General features: G+C 67.7%; 19 protein-coding genes and 2 pseudogenes. 4 read left to right on the top strand and 17 right to left on the bottom strand.

What is annotated here, in order from left to right:
- Positions 1–22 precede the first annotated feature (22 nt).
- The 5 genes and pseudogenes from C5O27_RS02920 to C5O27_RS02900 all read right to left on the bottom strand — a co-directional run bounded on the left by C5O27_RS02920 (position 23) and on the right by C5O27_RS02900 (position 3,705).
- A complete protein-coding gene (locus tag C5O27_RS02920; protein WP_042378292.1) occupies positions 23–1,174 on the bottom strand; it encodes an acyl-CoA dehydrogenase family protein in 1,152 nt (383 codons plus the stop codon).
- 36 nt (positions 1,175–1,210) lie between these two features.
- Complete coding sequence (locus C5O27_RS02915) at positions 1,211–1,879, bottom strand: TetR-type transcription factor C-terminal domain-containing protein (protein ID WP_127961865.1); 669 nt, start codon at positions 1,877–1,879, stop codon at positions 1,211–1,213.
- A 211-nt stretch (positions 1,880–2,090) separates the two neighbouring features.
- Complete coding sequence (locus C5O27_RS02910) at positions 2,091–2,411, bottom strand: putative quinol monooxygenase (RefSeq protein WP_006358977.1); 321 nt, start codon at positions 2,409–2,411, stop codon at positions 2,091–2,093.
- An 89-nt stretch (positions 2,412–2,500) separates the two neighbouring features.
- A pseudogene (locus tag C5O27_RS02905) lies at positions 2,501–3,280 on the bottom strand (LLM class flavin-dependent oxidoreductase); the annotation flags it as partial.
- A gap of 35 nt (positions 3,281–3,315) precedes the next feature.
- Positions 3,316–3,705: a heavy metal-responsive transcriptional regulator gene (locus C5O27_RS02900; protein ID WP_006215441.1), complete on the bottom strand. Its 390-nt coding sequence runs from the start codon at positions 3,703–3,705 to the stop codon at positions 3,316–3,318.
- A 105-nt stretch (positions 3,706–3,810) separates the two neighbouring features.
- On the opposite strand from C5O27_RS02900, the gene merA reads away from it, so the two are divergent.
- Positions 3,811–5,232, top strand: coding sequence for a mercury(II) reductase (gene merA, locus C5O27_RS02895; protein WP_127961864.1), 1,422 nt, complete (start codon positions 3,811–3,813; stop codon positions 5,230–5,232).
- Between the two features lie 370 nt (positions 5,233–5,602).
- Here merA and C5O27_RS02885 read toward each other — a convergent pair whose 3' ends face one another.
- From C5O27_RS02885 to C5O27_RS02830, 10 genes and pseudogenes are all read right to left on the bottom strand, one after another.
- Positions 5,603–6,079, bottom strand: coding sequence for a hypothetical protein (locus C5O27_RS02885; RefSeq protein WP_006215443.1), 477 nt, complete (start codon positions 6,077–6,079; stop codon positions 5,603–5,605).
- A gap of 10 nt (positions 6,080–6,089) precedes the next feature.
- Positions 6,090–7,376 (bottom strand): relaxase/mobilization nuclease domain-containing protein, encoded by a 1,287-nt coding sequence (locus C5O27_RS02880; protein WP_006215444.1) that lies wholly within the window; start codon positions 7,374–7,376, stop codon positions 6,090–6,092.
- Positions 7,373–9,370 (bottom strand): Rep family protein, encoded by a 1,998-nt coding sequence (locus C5O27_RS02870; protein ID WP_244216581.1) that lies wholly within the window; start codon positions 9,368–9,370, stop codon positions 7,373–7,375. Before C5O27_RS02870 ends, C5O27_RS02880 begins: the two co-directional genes overlap by 4 nt.
- 351 nt (positions 9,371–9,721) lie before the next feature.
- The gene (locus tag C5O27_RS02860) at positions 9,722–9,970 is read right to left on the bottom strand and encodes a hypothetical protein (protein ID WP_006215448.1); all 249 of its coding nucleotides are present in this window, start codon (positions 9,968–9,970) and stop codon (positions 9,722–9,724) included.
- Positions 9,970–10,182 carry a hypothetical protein gene (locus C5O27_RS02855; protein WP_006215449.1) on the bottom strand — a complete coding sequence of 71 codons (213 nt, stop codon included), beginning with the start codon at positions 10,180–10,182 and terminating at the stop codon, positions 9,970–9,972. Before C5O27_RS02855 ends, C5O27_RS02860 begins: the two co-directional genes overlap by 1 nt.
- A gap of 181 nt (positions 10,183–10,363) precedes the next feature.
- Positions 10,364–11,800 (bottom strand): recombinase family protein, encoded by a 1,437-nt coding sequence (locus C5O27_RS02850; RefSeq protein ID WP_006358979.1) that lies wholly within the window; start codon positions 11,798–11,800, stop codon positions 10,364–10,366.
- 43 nt (positions 11,801–11,843) lie between these two features.
- Positions 11,844–12,095: pseudogene (locus C5O27_RS02845) on the bottom strand (LLM class flavin-dependent oxidoreductase); the annotation flags it as partial.
- Between the two features lie 68 nt (positions 12,096–12,163).
- On the bottom strand, positions 12,164–12,775 hold the full coding sequence (locus tag C5O27_RS02840) for a TetR/AcrR family transcriptional regulator (RefSeq protein ID WP_127961862.1): 612 nt from the start codon (positions 12,773–12,775) through the stop codon (positions 12,164–12,166).
- 173 nt (positions 12,776–12,948) lie between these two features.
- Positions 12,949–14,799 (bottom strand): 2-isopropylmalate synthase, encoded by a 1,851-nt coding sequence (gene leuA / locus C5O27_RS02835; RefSeq protein WP_006358987.1) that lies wholly within the window; start codon positions 14,797–14,799, stop codon positions 12,949–12,951.
- Positions 14,800–15,007: 208 nt separating this feature from the next.
- Positions 15,008–15,421, bottom strand: a complete 414-nt coding sequence (locus C5O27_RS02830) for a winged helix-turn-helix transcriptional regulator (RefSeq protein WP_006358988.1) — start codon at positions 15,419–15,421, stop codon at positions 15,008–15,010.
- Between the two features lie 74 nt (positions 15,422–15,495).
- On the opposite strand from C5O27_RS02830, the gene C5O27_RS02825 reads away from it, so the two are divergent.
- Together C5O27_RS02825 and C5O27_RS02820 are read left to right on the top strand one after the other, a co-directional pair.
- Complete coding sequence (locus C5O27_RS02825; RefSeq protein ID WP_006358989.1) at positions 15,496–15,903, top strand: RidA family protein; 408 nt, start codon at positions 15,496–15,498, stop codon at positions 15,901–15,903.
- 189 nt (positions 15,904–16,092) lie between these two features.
- Positions 16,093–17,523 (top strand): MFS transporter, encoded by a 1,431-nt coding sequence (locus tag C5O27_RS02820; RefSeq protein WP_127961861.1) that lies wholly within the window; start codon positions 16,093–16,095, stop codon positions 17,521–17,523.
- A gap of 81 nt (positions 17,524–17,604) precedes the next feature.
- On the opposite strand, the gene C5O27_RS02815 is transcribed toward C5O27_RS02820, so the two are convergent.
- Complete coding sequence (locus C5O27_RS02815; RefSeq protein ID WP_006358991.1) at positions 17,605–18,183, bottom strand: nitroreductase family protein; 579 nt, start codon at positions 18,181–18,183, stop codon at positions 17,605–17,607.
- Positions 18,171–19,748 (bottom strand): MFS transporter, encoded by a 1,578-nt coding sequence (locus tag C5O27_RS02810; RefSeq protein WP_006358992.1) that lies wholly within the window; start codon positions 19,746–19,748, stop codon positions 18,171–18,173. The genes C5O27_RS02815 and C5O27_RS02810 overlap by 13 nt, the downstream gene beginning before the upstream one ends.
- A gap of 170 nt (positions 19,749–19,918) precedes the next feature.
- Here C5O27_RS02810 and C5O27_RS02805 point away from each other — a divergent pair, with 170 nt between their 5' ends.
- Positions 19,919–20,593, top strand: a complete 675-nt coding sequence (locus C5O27_RS02805) for a TetR/AcrR family transcriptional regulator (RefSeq protein WP_006358993.1) — start codon at positions 19,919–19,921, stop codon at positions 20,591–20,593.
- Positions 20,594–20,603 lie beyond the last annotated feature (10 nt).

Raw genomic sequence — 20,603 nt, 5'->3', positions numbered from 1 at the left:
GCCTTGTGGTTCGACTCCTGGATCAGACGCCCAGGCTCTTGCCGACGATGTCCTTCATGATCTCGGTGGTGCCACCGAAGATCGTCTGGATGCGGGCATCGGTGTAGGCGCGGGCCACACGGTACTCGTTCATGTAGCCGTAGCCGCCGTGCAGCTGCAGGCAACTGTCGATGACGCGCTTGGCGAGCTCGGTGCACCACCACTTGTTCTTGGAGGCGTCGATGGCGTCGAGTTCACCGTCGAGCACACCCTGCAGGCAGCGGTCGATGTAGACCTCCGCGATGTCGAGCTCGGTGGCCATCTCGGCGAGCGTGAAGCGGTTCGCCTGGAACGTGCCGATGGGACGGCCGAATGCCTTGCGGTCCTTGGTGTACTGCAGGGTCTCCTCGAAAATCGCGCGTGCACCGGCGATCGCGCCGATGCCGATCGACAGGCGCTCGGACGGCAGGTTCTGCATGAGGTGGTAGAAGCCCATGCCCTCCTGGCCGAGCAGGTTCTCGACCGGGACGCGCACGTTGTTGAAGTGCAGCTCGGCCGTGTCCTGCGCCTTGAGGCCCATCTTGTCGAGCTTGCGACCGCGCTCGAAGCCCTCCATGCCACGCTCGACGACCAGCAGCGAGAACGCCTTGTGGCCGGCCGTGGGGTCCGGGTTGGTGCGGCACACGACCACGACGAGGTCGGAGTTGATGCCCGACGAGATGAAGGTCTTGTTGCCGTTGAGGACGTAGTGATCGCCCTCCAGCTTCGCCGAGGTCTTGATGCCGGCGAGGTCCGAACCGGCACCCGGCTCGGTCATCGCGACGGCGAGGATCGTCTCACCGGTGGCGATGCCCGGCATCCAACGCTTCTTCTGCTCGTCGTTGGCCAGGTGGACGAAGTACGGTGCGACGACGTCGTTCTGGAGGCTCAGGCCGGGAGCTGCGCCGTCGAACTTGGCGAACTCCTCGACGACGACCGCGTTGAAGCGGAAGTCGTCCATCGCGCCGCCGCCGCCGTACTCCTCCGGGATGTTGAAGCCCAGGAGGCCTGCGTCGCCGGCCTTCTTGAAGATCTCACGGTCGACCTGACCGGCCTTGGTCCATTCCTCGTTGTACGGACCGCACTCGCGGATCAGGAAGTTGCGCGCGGTTTCCCGCAGGGCCTCGTGCTCGTCTTCGAAGATCTTGCGCTTCATGGATTTTCTCCCTTTCGTGGACCGTAACTCGTTGTGTCAGTCGTTGTTGTTCGTGTCCTGCGCACCCACGACCCGCAGGGCGATCGAGGCGTAGGACGCCGCGACCTCTGCGGGTGTGCGAGCACCGGACGGGCGGTACCAGGTGGTGACCGCTTGGCAGGCGCCGAACAGATAGCGCAGGACGTCTTTGACGTCCTGGTCGAATCGGAACTCGTCCGAGTCCAGGCCTGCCTGGATGACGTCGGCGAGCATGTTCTCGGTCTCGGTCCGCATCGCGATGTAGGGCTCGCGGCGCGGGTCCTCCGGGTCGAGATGGCGGAACTCGCTTGCGACACTGGCCAGCTCGAGATCGCTGGTCATGTGCAGAACGATGGACTCGATCGCGTTCGACAGCTTCTCGCTCGGCGTGCGCCCTTCCTCGATCGCTGCTCCGACCCAGGCGAGGACCGACGTCATCGCCGCTTCGAGCAACTCCACGAGGATGCCGAGCTTGTTGTCGTGGTGGTAGTAGAGCGTCGGCAGGGACACCCCGGCGCGCGACGCGATGTCGCGGATCGAGGTTCCGTGGAACCCGCGCTCGTAGAACGCGCGCTTCGCCGCGACGAGTGTCGTCGGCAGCGGCACCGGCTCGCGCCGCCGCCAGTCCAACCCCTCGGTGTCGACCGTGAACCGTTTTCCGGCAGCGGCTTTCGCTGAGTCAGACACGTTCGATGATCGTGGCTTCGGGCATGGGTTTCCTCCGTGTGGTGTCGCGAACCGGTGCGGACCCAGCATGGCGCCCATCACTTTATCTAACGATCGTTATACAGGTGTAGCACGCATCCGTTCGGCGAATCAACAGGCTCGGAGGGATCCGGCATACGACGACGCCCCCGCCCCGTCGGAAACGGGGCGAGGGCGTCAGCGGATCAGCGGGTCAGATCGCGCCCTTGTTGGCGTCACCTGCGGGAACGGGGGAGAACGTCTTCACGTCCAGCGGGCCGGCCAGCAGCGGCCTGATCTTCTTACCGAGCTCGGTCAACGCCGGTGCGCCGCCGTGGGTGGCCAGCGCCTCGAAGGACTCCCAGCGCTCGATCATGACCAGGTCGGTCGAGTCGCCGGTGGCCTCGTGCAGTGCGTACTTGCCGCAACCGGGCTCGCCGTGCACCTCGGGAATGGCGGCCAGCACCGCGTCGCGGACAGCCTGCTCCTCGCCGGGCTTCGGCGAGATGGTGGCGACGACGATCACTTCGGACATGGGTGGGTACTCCTCGGGATGGGGACGGGATCGCTCGTGACGTTATGGGAGTGCGGTCGTGCGCGTGGCGAAATCGACGATGGTCGAACTCAGCGCCAGCCCAGTTCTGGTGCCACATACTTCAGAATCGACTCGATGACGTGTGCGTTGTACTCGACCCCGAGCTGGTTGGGCACGGTCAGCAGCAGGGTGTCGGCCGCGGCGATCGCCTCGTCCTCGCGCAGCTGCTCGATGAGCTTGTCCGGCTCGTCGGCGTAACTGCGGCCGAACCGCGCCACGCTGTTGTCGATGATGCCGACCTGATCGGACTCGTCGCCACCGCGGCCGAAGTAGGCCCGGTCGCGGTCGTCGACGAGTGCGAAGATGCTGCGGCTCACCGAGACCCGCGGTTCGTGCGGGTGGCCGGCGTCGGCCCAGGCCTTGCGGAAGCGCTGGATCTGCTCGGCCTGCAACTGGTGGAACGGGACGCCGGTGTCCTCGGTCAGCAGCGTCGACGACATCAGGTTCATGCCCTGCTGCGCAGTCCATTCGGCGGTCGCGCGGGTGCCGGCACCCCACCAGATGCGGTCGCGGAGACCGGGCGACTGCGGCTCGATGGGCAACAGTCCGGGCGGGTTCGGGAACATGGGTCGCGGGTTGGGGCGGGCGAAGCCGCCGCCCTCGATGACGCGGAGGAACACCTCGGTGTGCTGGCGGGCCATGTCGGCGTCGGTGGAACCCTCCGGCGGAACGTAGCCGAAGTATTTGTAACCCTCGATGACCTGCTCGGGGGATCCACGGCTGATACCGAGCTGCAGACGCCCGCCGGCGATGAGGTCGGCTGCGCCGGCGTCCTCGGCCATGTACAGCGGGTTCTCATAGCGCATATCGGGGTTGTAGCGTTGGAGTCATTGGCTACCGTTGTCTACAAGTACCTACACACTTGATCGGTGCTGCACGTTTCAGGGTCCGGGTGCGCGGCGTCCTGTCTGAGGTCCGCGATAGTGTCGCGCAGCACGGAGAGCTGCGCGATCTGCTGCTCGATCTCAGCGAGGCGCACGTCAAGCAGGTCGCGCACGTGCTCGCAGGGCGCATGGCCGCCGTCGCGGATGTCGAGGATCTGGCGGATCTGGGCGAGGGTGAGGCCCGCGGCCTGGCCGCGGTGGACGAAGTCGATCCGGGCGACCGTCTCGGGTGCGTAGTCGCGATAGCCGGACTGCGTGCGCTCGGCCGGCGGAAGCAGCCCCTGCCCCTCGTAGAAGCGGAGCGTCTTCGCCGTGGTGCCCGCGCGTTCGGCGAGTTCTCCGATGCGCATCGCGGCCTCCGATCGTTCGGCAGGAGCAGGCTTGACCTTCCCCTGCACTGGAAGGTCCAGTATGGCTGAGACAGAGCAGAAAGCCAAGGACTGACAGGAGCAGCGATGCCTACCAAGTACGACCTCGCCATCATCGGATCCGGAGGCGGAGCATTCGCCGCCGCCATCCGTGCGACCACGCTCGGCAAGTCGGTGGTGATGATCGAGCGCGGGACGCTCGGCGGCACCTGCGTGAACACCGGCTGCGTGCCGTCGAAGGCCCTCATCGCCGCTGCCGACGCCCGTCACGTCGCCGCCGACGCTTCAGGCCGGTTCCCGGGGATCGCGGCGACGGCTGAGACAGTGGACATGCCTGCGCTGATCGCCGGGAAGCAGGCGCTGGTCGAGTCGCTGCGCGGCGAGAAGTACGCCGACGTCGCCGACTCCTACGGCTGGCAGGTCCGCCGCGGCGATGCATCGTTCGCCGGCGGCCCAGACGCCCCGGTACTGGAGATCATCGCCGGCGACGGGACGGTCGAGACCATCGAGGCCGACCACTTCCTGGTCGCGACTGGTTCTCGCCCGTGGGCTCCGCCGATCGACGGCCTGGAGGAGACCGGGTACCTGACCTCGACCACGGCAATGGAACTCGCTGAGGTTCCTGAGTCGTTGCTGGTGCTCGGCGGCGGCTACGTCGCCCTGGAGCAGGCGCAGCTGTTCGCTCGCCTCGGCTCGCAGGTCACGCTGCTGGTGCGGTCCCGGCTCGCCTCGAAGGAGGAGCCGGAGGTGTCCAAGGCGCTTCAGGAGGTGTTCGCCGACGAAGGCATCCGCGTCGTCCGCCGCGTGGTGCCCACCCGGGTCTCCCGCGGCACGGGAGGCGAGGCCGTCGTGACCGCCGACGTGTCCGGCGACTCGCAGGAGTTCCGCGCCGAGCAGGTGCTCGTCGCCCTCGGACGCCGTCCCGTCACCGATGGCCTGAACCTCGATGCGGTCGGGGTGAAGACCGGGGACTCCGGCGAGGTGGTCGTCTCCGACCGGCTGCGGTCCTCGAACCCGCGGATCTGGGCCGCGGGCGACGTGACCGGGCACCCCGAGTTCGTCTACGTCGCCGCCCACCACGGCACCCTCGTCGCCGAGAACGCGTTCGCCGACGCCGATCGTGCCGTCGACTATTCCCGCCTGCCGCGGGTGACGTTCACCGGGCCCGCGATCGGAGCGGTCGGGATGACCGAGAAGGAAGTGCTTGCTGCGGGGATCCGCTGCGATTGCCGCGTCCTGCCGCTGCACCACGTGCCCCGCGCGCTGGTCAACCGCGACACCCGCGGGTTCATCAAGATCGTCGTGAACGCCGACACGAACGAGATCCTCGGCCTGACCGCCGTCGCCAAGGACGCCGGAGAGCTCGCCGCCGCCGGTGTCCACGTGCTCGGCAAGACCGTCGCCGAGATCGCCGACGCCTGGGCTCCCTACCTGACGATGGCCGAGGGCATCCGGATCGCCGCGAAGGCCTTCACCACCGACCCGTCGCTGCTGTCGTGCTGCGCATGACCGGCAGCGCAGGCAATCGGGGAGATCTCATCCTGAAGAGGTGCAGACGACGAGCGCCGATCAGGACCGCGACGAACGGCGCGCCGGTCCCGTCGTCGCTGCAGGGACCGGACTGCTCTTGCTGGCATGCTGCGCGCTTCCGTTGCTGCTCTGTTGCGGCCTGCCGCTCATCGCGGCGGGCGGAGCACTCGCGGGCGTCGGTGGGCTCCTCGGTAACCCCTGGATCATCGGTGCCGGGATCGCCGTCGTGATGGCCGTCACGGCGGGGATGCTCGTCAGGTTAGGGCGGCGGCACCGAGGCCGCAGGACCGGCTGCTGCGAAAATCCTTCGACCGCTGATCGGAACCGGTAGCTCGAGCGGATCCAGCCATCATCGCCACCTCGGCCACTTCGGCACCCCGCGACCCTTCCACGTCTCCACGAGACCGGCGGCCGAGCGGACGGACGCGAAGAGCCCGTAGCCGGCCCCGGCGAGACCCACGGAGACCACGAGCCAGCGCCCGATGCCGAGCCAGATGCGCCCGTCCACGTCGAGCGCCCACTGAGCGCCCGTGATGAGACCGGCGATGCCCATCCAGAGCCCGGCGACGACCACGACCACCGGCAGCAGGGCGAGGCACATCGCAGCGGCGGCCGACCAGAGCTGACGCGCTTCGAGCTTCGCCGTCGCCGCCATCATCCGCTCGGCGCGCTCGTTCGAGGCGTCGAGGTTCGCGGTCATCGTGGCCGAGGCCTCCCCGGCGACCTGCTCGACGGCCTTCTCGACCCGCTCCTCAGTACGCTTCTCGATCCGCTGCACCGCGCCGCCGACCTGGCTCACAAGCTTCTGGTTCGTTGTGGCCTGCACCTTCAGACCCTCAATCGCCGAGGCCGTAGCCGCGCGATTCTTCTGCGCCTCCGCGACCAAGGTTCGCGACGCGGCGTTCAAGCTCTCGCCGTTGAGACTCTGCGCGAACTCGCCGAGCGTGCTCGCGATCTCGTTCTGCCTGCTCTCGATACTCGCGATCCTCGCGGACACGTCGCTGGAGGGCGAGGAGGTCGACGCCGGGGTCGTGATCCGCTCCAGCCGCCTCGTCGTCTCCTCGTCCATGACCTTCACGAACCCCGCGAGCTTCTTCTGCTGCTCGGTCAGCGTGGCAATCCTCGTATTCTGCGCCTCGACGGCGGCGAGGATCGAGGTCAACAGCTCCATCGTCTCCGGACTGCCGAGCGGCTGCGGCGACTGCACGGGCCCGTTCTGCTGCTTCAGCCTGTCGAGCGCTGCGCTCATGTTCCTGCTCCTTCTGCTGCTGGTGGTAGTCGAAGAACGCCTGCGCGCCCTCCGGGGTGAAGTCCGCCGAGAGCGCGCTCGCGCGTTTGCGGCGATCGGCGCGGCCGGACTCGCCGCGGCGGTCCTCGATGTAGAGCGTCCAGGTCTCCTGCCCGGCGCGCTTGCCCTTCTTGCTGACGGGGCTGTGCAGCCGCATCCTCGGCACACGTTCCCCGGCGTCGTCGAGCTGCTGGTTCTGCTCCTCGATCACCGCTTCGAGACCGGCCTTGTCCACCACGCGGGGGTCGGCCAGTGCGGCGCTCATCCGGTCACCCATCTCGCGGTCGAGCCCGCCCTCCGCGAAGTCCTCGCGGCGCAGCTCCCAGTCCTTCGGCGCGTGCTCCAGCCGCTTCACGACCGAGAGCCCGTGCTCTCGCATCAGCTCGTCGTTCGCCGACTGCACGCCCCGCTGGTTCCCGGCCTTGCGATCGTGGAACGTCCGGTAGTCCGAGAGCGCCTTTCCGGTCCGGTTGCTGTGATTGATGACCAAGATGTGGTTATGCGGCTTTCTGCCCCGGCCATCCACGTGACTGACCACGAGGCAGTCCGAGTCGGGGTGCATCCTCTTCGCGAGCTGATAGCCGAGATCGTTCACCCGCTGCACGTGCTCCGGGTTCTTCGGGTCGAACTCCTCGTCGCTGAAAGACTGCCGGTAATGCAGCGCCTCGACCTCGCGCGTGGTGTTCTGCGTGAGCGCCCGTGCGCGCGCCGAGAATGCGCCAGGGCCTCCCGGCACTTCGCACGTGATCGCGACGCCCCGCTCGTCCTCCTTCCCGCGGATATAGCGCTCGGTGTCGGCGGCGCTGGTGCTCGGGCTGTAGTGGGTGGTGCTCATGCGGCCGTCCGATCCCCGAGCAAGGCGCGGACCTCGCGCAGCAGCTCGATCAGCTCGGGCACCTCCGACGACAGCGCCACCGCCTCACCGGCGCGCGCGCGGTGATCCAAGTCGTTGACGTTGATCGCCAGCGGGCGCACCTGGGCAGCCAGCTCACGAGCGTCCGCCGACGCCTGCACACGCGCCTCGACCCCGAGCAGGTGCGCCGCCACGGCGGCGTCCAACTCCTCCGAGCGGGAGGCGTGGAGGGCATCGCGTACGACGGTCCGCACCCACGTGCTCGGAGCCAGCCCGAGCCGCTTCGCACGAGTGCGAAGCGCCGCGAGCGTCTCCTCCCCGAAGTCGGTATCGAGCTTCGCGCGGCCCCCACGACGACGCTTCGCGCCGCCGTGACTCTGACGCACAGGCTCCGCATCAGCCCGACCGGTGTTCACCTGGGAGTCGGTCTGCTGCTCCACCTGTACGCCAGAGTGGCAAGCAGTAGGCCTGTCGGACACATCGCTGACGCTCGTGTCCTCCAGCCCTGCTTGCGAGGGGCCTCCGGCCCCCTCGACCCCCTGGAAGAGCGAATGCTGATCGGTGCTCATGCGGCACCTTCGATCAGCGCCAGCGGCACGTCCGGACTTCGCACCGCGAGCCCGCTGAGCAGCTCCGCGACCGCACCGTCCGCGTCGTGTTCCGCCGAGGTCTCCGGACCGTACGTCAGTTCCCGCGACCCGGCGTTCTGGTGGTACGCGTTGCCGTACATGCCGGGCGTGTGCGCGGCGGTCGGGATGCTGCACTGGTGCCACTCGTAGGGCTCGATCTTCCCGATGCTGCACGAGGTAGCGGTTGATGTCGTCGGTGCGGTACACCTTCACGACCGACGCCAGGCGGCGGATGAACTGGTCCAGCGCCTCGTCCACGTTGCCCTTCTGGCGGGCGTAGTAGAAGAACTCGACCGGCTCGATCGTCGCCGTAATCACGATGAGGCGCGGAGCCACCTCGCCCTTGTTCTTGTACCGAGCCTTCGCAGGCGAGGCGTTATACGGATCGAGCAGCAGCAGCCAATCGTTCGCGTCCATCGCCGAGGCCCGCAGATCGTCCAGCAGCAGCACCTCCTCGCCCCGCCAGTCATCCAATGGGTTCCCCGTCGCGGCACGGTAGACCTGCCACCGCTCGCCATGTGCATTGGCCGCGCTAATCGCCTCGGTGATGAAATCCGTTGCGAACCGAGTCTTGCCGATCCCGGCATCCCCGTGGACGAACACCACGTGCGTCGAGAAGGCACCGGCGCGCAGCTTCGCGGCCGCCCGGTACGCGCGGCGCTGGCCGTAGGCCGACAGCGCGTCGTCGATCTCCCGCTGATGCCGCGAGTAGATGTCGAACAGTTCGTCCGTGAGCATGATCTGATCCCGCGTGATTTCGCCCTGCAGCACCCGCTCCCGCATGTCCTCGAAGTTCTCCGCGACGACCTTCTTCTTCACGTGGGCGCGCCCCTTGAGCCAGGTCTCCCGGCGCTGGGCGTCGATCCCGAGGTAGTCCGGCCCGCGCACCGTGGCGACCTCCGACGGCGCGTACTGATGCTTGTCCGCATACTTCACGTGAGTCAGGTACGACAGCATGTTGTCGAAGGCGTACCGACCGCGGCCCGGCTTCTCGACGTACTGGGGCTCGACGCCGATGCCGAACGCGAGCCGATCCAGCGGCGCGCTCTTCGCACGGCTGGCGAACTTGATGACCGCGTGCAGGTGATCGGGCTTCGGCTCGACCACCAGAGCCTTCTCCGTGTCGCTCCAGACCTCGCGCTCATCCTTGTCGTGCACGATTCCGTAGGCCTCGATGACCTCGCAGCCGATGGCCTCGAGCCGCTGCGCGACGTAGGCGAGGATCGCCCCGGCTCCCTGCTCGAGCAGCGCGGCCCCGTTCGGGTCCTCGGCAGCCCAGGTCCAGTACGACGGATCGAGGTACTGCGTGAGCCCGATGATCGTCGGGTTGTTCTCCTGCTTAGCCACGGCGACCACCCCCGTCGCAGGCGGCGTGGAGGGCCGCAGAGGGGGTGCGGCGCCTAAATGACCCCCTATTGACCCCCAAATGAGACCTCAAATGAACCCGCGAGGCGACGCGACGCAGCGAAGACGGAATCGGCTTCTGACCAGGCGCGTTGTTGCAAGGCGCGGCAATCGACAAGCCCTTGCCGCGCCCGTAGGAACGAATGAGGCCCCCGAAACTCTTGGAGTGCGAAGCACGGCTGCGGACCGTCATCACGGCGATGGGCAGCCCGCCTTCGGCGGGTGCCAGGCCAGGCCCTCCGGGCGGGGTCAGGTCGGCGGGTGCGGTGCTGAGGTTGCGTGCGTCGGCGTGCATCAGCGACCACCGCCCCGGCCGTAGCGCTTGATGACAGCCTGATGCGTGACGCCGAGGGCGTCGCCGATCCTGGCCCAGGTCACCCCGTCGGCGCGGGCGTCGGCGACGGCGATCTCGACGGCCTCCTCCAGCACGGAGCGGAGCACGCCGAGGTCGTAGAGCTGGGCCTCGCCATCGGCGAGGGACGGGTCGCCCTGTCGCCAGCGGAAGCTGGTCAGGTGATCGAAGGCGGCGGAGTTCGCGCTCATCAGCGACCACCGCCCATCACGGCGGCGACGGCGGCGCGCTGTCGCGGCGTCAGCGGAGTGAGAGCCAGGCGCTCACCGGCTCGGCGACCGGCGGCGCGGGCGGCGGCGATGACGGGATCGAGCCCATCAGCATGCGGAACGGGAGACGAGTCCTGATCGAGAGCAGGGCAGTCAAGCGCGGATGCGCGGGGAACGTCGATAACGACAGACATCGGAAGTCCTCAGATATGAGTATCTTCCGGTTCCCCGCCACGGTAGTTGGGCTGTTTGACCGGCTACTCATCCGGGAGCAGAACCCCGCGCTTCTAAGTCGCGGCCCCGGTGGGATCTTCTTGTCTGCAACCACTCTCCCACGAGTCGACTCACCATTGCAATGACGAGTTGACTCATGAGTCAGTCGCGACGCGGCTCTATGCGAATGAGGTCGGGGTCGAACTTCACGTGACCGGGCGCGATGGGCTCGATGGTCACAGTCACCAGCTCGTCCACGAGCATCCGGCGGCGGTCTATGTCCAACGCCTTCCACTTCGACTCGACAACCTCGCGACGCTCCGCGGTGCCGACCGCCTCCTCCACGTCTGCCAGCAGCTTCGCCGCCACGGATACCGAGCGGTCGAGCAGCTCCGCGTCGATCTCGTCGATGCGGACCTTCACGTCGTTGATCGCCGCGGTGATCTCCAGGACCGGCTGATGGATGTCGCGCAGCAGCGGGCTCAGCTCCTTTACGCGCTCGACCAGGGCGTTCCGCTCGGTCAGCAGCTCCTCGCGGTCCGGCCCGTCGTCCTCCTGCGGCATCACGAGGTCGTGCACGTCCACCGACGACAGGCGGGTGAGCACTGCCTCGGTGACCATCGCATCGACGGGCTCGCGTTGGCGGGTGAGGTGGAACTGCTCGCCGCAGCGATACGTCGGCTGCTTGCGGCTGTTCGTCCCCGAGACGAGCGTCGCACCGCACTTCCCGCACAGCCCGATCGTCGACAGGAGGTATTTCGGCTGGTTGCCCTGCCTGGCCGACCTCCGCACGTTGTCCTCCAGCTTCGCCACCGCGGTCCGCCACGTCTGCTCGCTGACGATGGGCGGGAACGCCTCGCCCTGCACCGGGTACAGCTCGCCGGATGCGTAGTGCTTGATGTAGCCACAGTAAAGCGGGTTCGCGAGCAGGTAGCGCACGGCATCGACGGAGAATTCCGAGCCGCGGGCGGTGAGGTGACCAGCGCTGTTCAGGTCCTCGCGGATGCGCCGGATCGACAGCGACGGCTCGCCGAGGAACGCGTCGAAGGCCCGCCGAACCGCGTCGGCCTCTTCCTCGATCAGCTCACCCTCCCTCGACCATCCGAACGCCTTCCAGGCGGACGTGGGGATGCCCTCGGCACGTCGGCGCTCGTTCGACCTGATCTGTCGCTCGGCCTTGCGACGCGCCTCGAACCGGGCGAGAGCGGCGAGCATCGTCGCCCGGAACTCGCCGTCCGCCGTCGAGAGATCGATCTCGCCGTCCACGGTGACGACGCGCAGACCGAGGTCGATCAGCGTGTTCAGGTCCTTCGTGCTGCGCAGGAGCCGGTCCATGTCCACGGCGACCACCATCGAGAACCGGCCCGCGCGGGCGTCGTCCAGCATCTCGGCCCACCGGGTGCCAGCGCGGCGCTTCTTCGTCGCCGACACCGCGTTGTCCTCGTAGACCTCGACGACGTTCCAGTCCTTGGCCTCGGCCAGCGCCCTGATCTTCCTCAGCTGCGTATCGACCGTCCAGCGGTCGCCCTTGCGGTCCATGGAGGCGCGGACGTACGCGGCCACCTCGTTCGTCTTCCTCAGCGCTACCAGTTCGACCATGCAACCAAGCTTACGTGAACGGGCGTTGCAACCACGAGATGCGGTAGCGCATGTCGATGACGCCGGTGCCGATCTCGATCCGGCTGGTCTTGGCGCCGACCGCCGACAGCAACGGAAACGGCGACGCCAACTGGCGCGCGAAGTGATGCACCCGGAAGTACGCGCCGTCGGCGCCCAGTTCCTCGGCCGCCACGGCGAGGTCGATCGACTGCAGCAATGTGTCGGCGGCCGTGCGGACCTGCGATCCGGGCGACTCCGACCAGTGACCGAACGACAGGAAACCGATCTTCTTCATGATCGGTAAATGAAACCACGGTCCGTTTTGTTCCCGCACGAGGGGCATGGGGCGCCGGTCCCGGCAGGTCAGTCGCGGGCAACCACCGGTGCCTGGGGGCGCCCATCCGTTGTCACGATCTGGCCGTCACGCCGTTGCCGGGCCGCACCCGCCAGCGAATCGATGAACTGCTGCGCCGCCCACCGGAGGGCCTCACGGTCCTCGGGGAGGGTGGTCTGTTCGTATCCGGTGAGGACGAAGTTGGCCCAGCTCGAGTACCGATGAGCGGCGACCCGATCGTCGAGTAGTTCCATGACGAGGTCGAACACGACGTCGTAGCGCGCGCGGTCGGCAGCCTCCTGCACCTTGCGGACGTCCGGATCCATCGCCGCCCACGTGCGGATCGCGGCCTCCGCGTCGTGGGGGAGGGACACCGCGAACTCGATGAGCTCGATCATCCGGCGCAACGGATCGGGTTCGGCCTGGACGGCCGCGACCTCCACCTGGGTGCGCGAGTCGAGCCAGTGGTCGATCAGCTGGGTGGTGTAGTCCGACCAGTTCTTGAAGAAGTGATAAAACGAGCCGCTGGTGACCCCGAGTCGATTGCACACCTCGGACAGCTTCAACGCGCTGTATCCGGAATCGGCGAGTACGGCGAGGCCGGTCTCCAGATACAACTCGCGGGTTGTCGTGGCTACCATGTCGCAACCGTATACAAAATTCTGAAGCGAGTGATATCGGCGTTGTGCCGTCTTCGACGGTCCGTCGGCATGGAGATGCGCAAAGGGCCGGGACCCCGGACGAGGATCACCCGTCGACGTGGTCCCGGCCCAGCGGCCGGCGATGTACTCGGTTCTCGGCTACGCGAGGGTCTCTACGGAGCCCAGGTGCGCGGTGCGGCTTCGTCCTCGGCGGCGGGGGTCGAGGCGACGCGGTAGGCGCGGTTGACCGCGGAGACCACGGCACGCAGGCTTGCGGTGGTGATCGACGACGCCACGCCGACACCCCAAACGGTCTCGCCGTTGACCTCGGTCTCCACGTACGCCGCCGCGCTGGCGTCGCCGCCCGCGGTCAGGGCGTGCTCGCTGTAGTCCAGGACGCGGACGTCGTAGCCGACGGTGCCCAGGGCGTCGACGAAGGCGGCCAGCGGACCGTTGCCCGAGCCGGTGATCTCCCGCTCGTTGCCCTCGATCTTCACCACGGCGGTGATGTGGTCCTCGCCGCCGTCGACCTCGGCCGCGTCGACCTTCTGGCGGATGCGCTCCAGCGGCCAGACCGGGTGCAGGTAGTTCTGGGCGAACACATCCCACATCTCCTTGGGATTGACCTCGCCGCCCTCGCCGTCGGTGATCTTCTGGATCTCGCGGCTGAACTCGATCTGCAGACGACGCGGCAGGTTCATGCCGTGGTCGGCCTTCATGATGTAGGCGACGCCGCCCTTGCCGGACTGGCTGTTCACGCGGATGACGGCCTCGTAGCTGCGGCCGACGTCCTTCGGGTCGATCGGCAGATACGGTACGGCCCAGACGATGTCGTCGACGTCGGAGTCGGCGTCGTCGGCGTCGTACTTCATCTGGTCCAGGCCCTTGTTGATGGCGTCCTGATGGCTGCCGGAGAAGGCGGTGAAGACCAGGTCGCCGCCGTACGGGTGACGCTCGGGGACGTTCAGCTGGTTGCAGTACTCGACGGTGCGACGGATCTCGTCGATGTCGGAGAAGCTGATCTGCGGGTCGACGCCGCGGCTGAACATGTTCATGCCCAGGGTCACCAGGCAGACATTGCCGGTGCGCTCACCGTTGCCGAACAGACAGCCCTCGATGCGGTCGGCACCGGCCTGGAAGCCCAGTTCGGCTGCGGCGACACCGGTTCCGCGGTCGTTGTGCGGGTGCAGGCTCAGGATGATCGAGTCGCGGCGGGCCAGGTTGCGGTGCATCCACTCGATCGAGTCCGCGTAGACGTTCGGCGTGGCCATCTCGACGGTCGCGGGCAGGTTGACGATCATCGGCTTCTCGGGGGTGGGAGCGATGATCTCGGTGACCGCGTCGACGACCTCCTTGGCGAAGCTCAGCTCGGTGCCCGTGTAGGACTCCGGCGAGTACTCGTAGCGCCAGTTGGTGTCGGGGTAGTTCTTCTCCACCTCGAGCACCTTGTGGGCGGCGTCGGTGGCGATCTTGACGATGGCCGGCTTGTCGGCACGGAAGACCACCCGGCGCTGCAGCACCGAGGTGGAGTTGTAGAAGTGCACGATCACGTTCGCGGCACCGCGGCAGGCCTCGAAGGTGCGCTCGATCAGTTCCTCGCGACACTGCGTCAGGACCTGGATGGTGACGTCGTCGGGGATCGCGTTGTCCTCGATGATCTCGCGGACGAAGTCGTAGTCGGTCTGGCTCGCCGACGGGAAGCCGACCTCGATCTCCTTGTAGCCCATGCGGACCAGCAGGTCGAACATGCGACGCTTGCGCGCCGGGCTCATCGGATCGATCAGTGCCTGGTTGCCGTCACGCAGGTCGACCGCACACCACAGGGGGGCCTTGGTGATGACCTTGTCGGGCCAGGTGCGGTCGGGCAGCGAGATCGTCTCGACCTCGTCGGCGAACTGACGGTAGCGGTGAACCGGCATCGCGGAGTTGCGCTGCGGATTCCATACGGGCTGGTCGGCGGGAATCGGGCCGTTCGGCTCGACGATTCGGCTGGCGCCGGAGGTGAAGGTGTCTGCTGGTGCCATGAGTGGTCATTCTCCGTGTCTGGAAGGAAAGTGACCGGCGCGTGATTGGGCCCCGCGACGGAGGGCCGGTCGTGTCAGACCCCGCCGCGGCAACCGAGAAGGAGTGCGCGCTGCATGCGCTCGACTGTACTCCTCAGTGCTATCGAGACCAAAGGTGCAGGTGGAAGCCTATTCCTGGTCCGTCGGTCGGTGGCAGGCGGGGCCCGCGTCAGCGGTCCTCGTCGGGGCCGAGGACCTCGTCGTCGAACCTCTCGCGCGCGGCGTCGATGGCCGGCAGATGCGTCGACGCCCACTCCAGGAGTCCGTCGATCGGTTCGCGAACGGTCTTGCCCAACGGCGTGATCCGGTACTCGACGGAGACCGGTCGTGTGCTGAGCATGCGGCGTTCGATGATGCCGTTTCGCTCGAGGCGGCGCAGCGTGCTGGTGAGCGACTTCTGCGACACCGCCGGGATGGCGCGGCGCAGTTCGTTGAACCGAGACGGCGCCTCGCACAGTTCGTTCAGCACGCTCAGGGACCACTTGTCCAGGACCTGACCCAGCAACTCCCGGGACGCGGCGTCGATCCTCAGTTCGTGTTCGCCTCTCGGCGAGGGCGGTGCGGCTGCAGGGGTATCGGGCATGAGACCTGGTTTCGTTGAAGTAACCGAACGGAACCAAGTATACAAGCGATACCTACAAAGACCAGGAGGAACACATGTCCGTCACGCTCTCCAGCCCCGAAGGCATGCTGCCGAACGCCCCGTACCACCACGTTGCGGTGGGAACCGGCACCCGACACGTGTACCTCGCCGGACAGGTGGCTCACACCGGTGACGGATCGCCGATCCCGGCCGACCTCGCCGGACAGGTCGCCCAGGCGCTGCGGAACGTCGCCCGCGGATTGCGCGGCGCAGGCGCGGATTTCGGCGACGTCGTACGTCTGACCGTGTACGTGACCGACTGGGAACCGGCGAAGATCGGCGACTTCATGGCCGGGATCGAAGCCGTGGCCGACGAAGTGGGACTGCCCACGCCGATGCCGCCGGCCACGCTGATCGGAGTGCAGGCGCTGTACGAACCGGAGGTGCTGGTCGAGATCGAGGCGACAGCCATCGTGAACTGACCCCTCCGCGCCCCCTCTTCGGGGGGTGCCGCGCGGGGGCGGCCACGGCGAATCTATGACATGCATCTCACCTGGGACGCTGAGTGATCGAACTCATTCTCGGTCCTGGAGGGTGTACGGGCTTCGTGCCCGGTCTTCGACAGCGCCGCTCAACCACGACGCGGCCGCCTGCACAGAAGGACGACGCCAGTGACCACGATCCCCGCCGATCCGCCTCGCGCTGACTTACCGCCGGCTCCCCAGACTCCGCCGGACGCGAAGCCCACCAGCCTTCGACGCGTCGCGGCCGCCAGCTCGATCGGCACGACCATCGAGTTCTACGACTTCTTCATCTACGGAACCGCGGCCGCGCTGGTCTTCCCGACGGTGTTCTTCCCGGCAGCCGACGAAGTGACCGGCACGATCGCATCCTTCGCGACCTTCGCCGTGGCGTTCTTCGCACGCCCGGTCGGCGCCATGCTGTTCGGGCACTTCGGTGACCGGATCGGCCGCAAGCGGACGCTCGTGTGGACGCTGCTGATCATGGGCATCGCGACCGTGGCGATCGGACTCCTCCCGGGGTACGAGACCGGAGTCTTCGGCATCGCCGAATCGGGCATCGGGATCGCGGCTCCCATCGCCCTTGTCGTACTGCGATTCCTGCAGGGCTTCGCGGTGGGCGGTGAATGGGCCGGCGCGACGCTGCTCACGGCCGAATACGCACCTCCCGGAAAACGTGGTCTGTACGCGATGTTCCCGCAGCTCGGACCGGCGTTCGCATTCTTCCTGTCGAGTTTGACGTTCCTCATCGCCACGCTGACCCTCGGCGAGACGAGCTCGGCCTTCCTCGACTACGGCTGGCGTATCCCCTTCATCCTGTCGTTCGCTCTCGTCGCAGTCGGCCTCTGGGTGCGGCTCGCCGTCGCGGAGACCCCGGTCTTCCAGGAAGTCCAGCGCCGCAAGGCACTTCAGTCCGAGGCCGCAGACGGGCCCGCACTGCCCTTCATGGATGCCTTCCGATACCAGTGGAAAGAGATCCTCATCGCCGGCGGTGCGCTGGCGAGCCTGTTCTCCCTCTTCTACATGGGCACGGCCTTCCTCACGAACTACGGCACCAAGAGCCTCGACCTGTCCCGCACGTTCGTGCTGAGCGCGGGCATGATCGCCGCGATCGTCTTCGGCCTGTCGACCGCGGCGTCGGCGATGTGGTCCGACCGGGTCGGTCGACGTCGGGTCATCCTGACCTCGTGCATCATCGCCATCCCGTGGGCGCTGGTCCTGTTCCCGATCCTCGAGATCGGCGGCGGCTTCGCCTTCGTCGTCGGCCTGATCGGAACCCTGCTGATCTTCGGCATCGCCTACGGCCCGGCGGGTGCGCTGCTCCCCGAACTGTTCGAGGCGCGCTACCGCTACACCGGTGCCGGCATGGGCTACAACCTCGCCGGGATCTTCGGCGGAGCAATCCCGCCGCTGATCGCCGCCCCGCTGATCGCCGGACCCGGTGCGATCTGGGTGGGTGTCCTGCTCGCCGGCCTGTCCGCGATCAGTGTGGTCTGCACGATCCTGATCGTGGAGACCAAGGACAAGGCCATGCGCGCCGAGGCCGAGCAGACCGAACAGGAACCCGAGCTCGTCGGCTGAAGTCCCTGACGCCGAATCGGCACACGGCCGCATGAGAACAAGGACGTCCCCGTCGCGATCATCGATCGCGGCGGGGACGTTTCACGCGTCGGGCGCGGTGAACGCGGGCCGTCCCCACCGTCCGGCGAACGCGACCTCGTCGAGCGTCAGGCGGGTCCGCGGGCGCTCGTCGCGGTCGCGGATGTCCTCGGGCAACGACGCGGTGTCCTCGACGAGTGCGCCGATCCCCAGGAGTACGAGAGGCCGCTTGTCGGCGGGGATGTCGAAGGCCGCGGTCGCGGCGGCGGCGTCGAAGCCGGCCATCGGGTGGCCGTTGAAGCCGAGTGCCTCGGCCTGCAGGATCATCTGCGATACGGCGAGACCAACGTCGACCGCCGCGTATGTGTGTTCCTTCGGGTCGTCGGGACGATCCGTGGTGCACACCAGCACCAACGCGGCCGCCCGCGGTGCCCAGCCCGAGTTCCCCCGGGTCAGGACGCCGGTGAGGGCGTCGAAGGTGGCGTCTCCGCGTCGGCCGACGACAAACCGGACCGGCTGCATGCGCCCCCAGGTGGGTGCCCACCGCCCGGCGTCGACGATGGTCGTGAGGTTCGCGACGGAGATGGTGGCGGCGGGGTCGTAACCCCGCGCGCTCCATCGTCCTTCGATCAGTTCATGCACTTGGTCGAGGGTAGCGGCGAACCCTCCTGCGGTTCGTCGGTCACGGTCCGGGCATCGGCAGTCCACGGCGTCAGCGGCTTGCGCATCGCGAAGAACACCCCGATGCCGAGAACGGTCATCGAGATCCCGATCGCGAGCGACGCCGCGTGCATGCCGTCGACGTAGGCCTGGCGGGCCGCGGTCGCGAGTCCGTCGCCCGGCGTACCCATCTCGAGGGCGCGATGGAGCGTCTCACCGAGTGTGTCGCCGAACGACCAGCCGTCGCGATGTCCGCGGAACACCAGCGTGGCAAGCGAACCGAACAGGGCGAGTCCGAGCGCGTTGCCGAGTTCGAAGCTTGTTTCCGAGATCCCCGACGCCGAGCCCGACCGCTCCGGTGGGACCGCGCCCACGACGACGACCGACACCAGGCTGAACTGGATGCCGTAACCGATACCGGCGATGAACGTGAAGACGAGGTACACCCAGATCGGCGACGACGTGGTCAGCGCGAGCAAACCGAAGTTGCCGGCCGCCGCCAGCACGATCGACCCGAGGAACGCCGCGCGGGTGCCGACCACCGTAGCGATCCGGGAGGCGCCGATCGAGAACACCGCCACCGCGACCGCCATCGGGAGTCCGGCCACCGCCGCGGCAAGGACGTCATGCCCCATCACCGACTGCAGGTAGACACCGGTCAGATAGGACATCCCGCCGAGGGCCATCATGCCGACGAGCGCCACCGAGATCGCGCCGACGTAGTGGGCGTTCCGGAACAGCTTGAGGTCGAGAAGTGGTGCCGCGGAGTTGCGTTGCTGGACCACGAAGCCGGCGAGCAGTGCCAGGCCGGCGAGCCCGATGACGATGACGCCCGCGTCGGCGCCGTCGCTCGCGATGGTCTTCACCGCGTAGACGACGGGCAGGATGCCGGCCATCGACAGCACGACGCCGAGCACGTCGAACCGTGCGGTCGAGGGTGCCTTGTACTCGGGGATGAGTCGGGGGCCGAGGATGAGGAGGGCGGCCAGCACCGGCACGTTGATGAGGAAGGCCGAGCCCCACCAGAAGTGGTGCAGCAGCACGCCGCCGATGACCGGGCCGACCGCGGCGCCACCGGCGAAGGCTGCCGTCCAGACGCCGATGGCGCGGCCGCGCTCCCGGTCGTCGGAGAACATGTTGGCGATCAGCGACAGGCTCGACGGCATCAGCGTCGCCCCGCCGACACCCATCAGGGCGCGAGCGGCGATGAGGATTCCGGCCGTGGGTGCGAAGGCGGCGAGGATCGACGCCGCGCCGAACACCGCGGCTCCGGCGAGCAGGATGCGACGCCGTCCGATGCGGTCGCCGAGATTGCCCATCGTGATCAGCAGGCCGGCGATCAGGAAGCCGTAGATGTCCAGGATCCACAGTTGCTGGGCCGCCGACGGCGCGAGCGCGTCGGTGATCGAGGGGATCGCGAGATAGAGGACGGAGACGTCCATCGACACCAGGAACACGGGCAGCGTGAGCACCGCGAGTCCCAGCCAGGTTCGTCGGTCGGCGGTACCCGGAAGTTGCCGATCCGACGGGCCGAGGCGGGTGGACACGATGTGCTCCTCGATGGTTTCGCAGATGGGGTTTCGACAAGGTTCGTCGCAGCGGTCCTCATCTGCTCGTCCAGCGAGGGCGCGTACGGTGTACGCGGGCAAGCGTACGCCAGGTGAGTACGCTGTACGCAATCCGTTTATTCCCGCGGAGGACCAGGAGGGGCGAGCAGGTGACATCTGGCACGACCAAGTTGTCGCCGGCGGTCATCGTCGACGCCGCGATCGGGATCGCCGACGCCCGGGGACTGAACGGTCTCTCGATGCGGCGGGTCGCCGACGAGCTCGGGGTCGGGGCGATGTCGCTCTACCGGCACGTCGCCGATAAGGAGGCCCTCCTGCTGGCGATGTCAGAAGAGGTCACGCAGCGCTATCCCTACCCCTACGAGGACGCGCCGTCGTGGCAGGAGCGGGTCCGGATCGCCGTCGACGTCGACTGGGAGCTGTACCGGCGTCACCCCTGGGTGGTGCTGGCCTATTCGTCACCTCGGCTCAGTTACGGCGAGGCCTCGCTGGAATGTCTCGACTGGCTGTCCGCGGGTTTCCTGGAACTCGGTGTCGGCATCGAACGTGCCACCGACATGGCGCTGACGGTGTGGAGCTTCGTCCACGGCGTCGCGCTGATGGCCGTCGGCGACAAGCTGATCGACGATCAGGTCCAAGGCGACTCCGAGGCGTCGTCGGTCCGGCTCTCCGACGTGATCGCCGGACGGTCCGACGCCGCGGTGCCCGAACACCTCGCCCGTCTCGCCGGACGCCCCGACGCCGCACACCTGTTGGACCCGCGCGCCCGGCTCGACGCCGGGATCGGTTATCTCTGTGCGGGTTTCGAGGCCTCCGCGCACTGAGCCGCCGGAA

It is taken from the genome of Gordonia alkanivorans, from assembly GCF_004011905.1.
Lineage (GTDB): Bacteria > Actinomycetota > Actinomycetes > Mycobacteriales > Mycobacteriaceae > Gordonia > Gordonia alkanivorans.
This window is presented reverse-complemented; position numbering and strand designations above follow the sequence as displayed.

Coding starts and splice junctions, on each gene's coding strand:
- C5O27_RS02920 (WP_042378292.1), bottom strand. CDS start 1,174: ATGAAGCGCAAGATCTTCGAAGACGAGCACGAGGCCCTGCGGGAAACC.
- C5O27_RS02910 (WP_006358977.1), bottom strand. CDS start 2,411: ATGTCCGAAGTGATCGTCGTCGCCACCATCTCGCCGAAGCCCGGCGAG.
- C5O27_RS02900 (WP_006215441.1), bottom strand. CDS start 3,705: ATGCGCATCGGAGAACTCGCCGAACGCGCGGGCACCACGGCGAAGACG.
- merA (WP_127961864.1), top strand. CDS start 3,811: ATGCCTACCAAGTACGACCTCGCCATCATCGGATCCGGAGGCGGAGCA.
- C5O27_RS02880 (WP_006215444.1), bottom strand. CDS start 7,376: ATGAGCACCACCCACTACAGCCCGAGCACCAGCGCCGCCGACACCGAG.
- C5O27_RS02860 (WP_006215448.1), bottom strand. CDS start 9,970: ATGAGCGCGAACTCCGCCGCCTTCGATCACCTGACCAGCTTCCGCTGG.
- C5O27_RS02855 (WP_006215449.1), bottom strand. CDS start 10,182: ATGTCTGTCGTTATCGACGTTCCCCGCGCATCCGCGCTTGACTGCCCT.
- C5O27_RS02850 (WP_006358979.1), bottom strand. CDS start 11,800: ATGGTCGAACTGGTAGCGCTGAGGAAGACGAACGAGGTGGCCGCGTAC.
- C5O27_RS02840 (WP_127961862.1), bottom strand. CDS start 12,775: ATGGTAGCCACGACAACCCGCGAGTTGTATCTGGAGACCGGCCTCGCC.
- leuA (WP_006358987.1), bottom strand. CDS start 14,799: ATGGCACCAGCAGACACCTTCACCTCCGGCGCCAGCCGAATCGTCGAG.
- C5O27_RS02830 (WP_006358988.1), bottom strand. CDS start 15,421: ATGCCCGATACCCCTGCAGCCGCACCGCCCTCGCCGAGAGGCGAACAC.
- C5O27_RS02825 (WP_006358989.1), top strand. CDS start 15,496: ATGTCCGTCACGCTCTCCAGCCCCGAAGGCATGCTGCCGAACGCCCCG.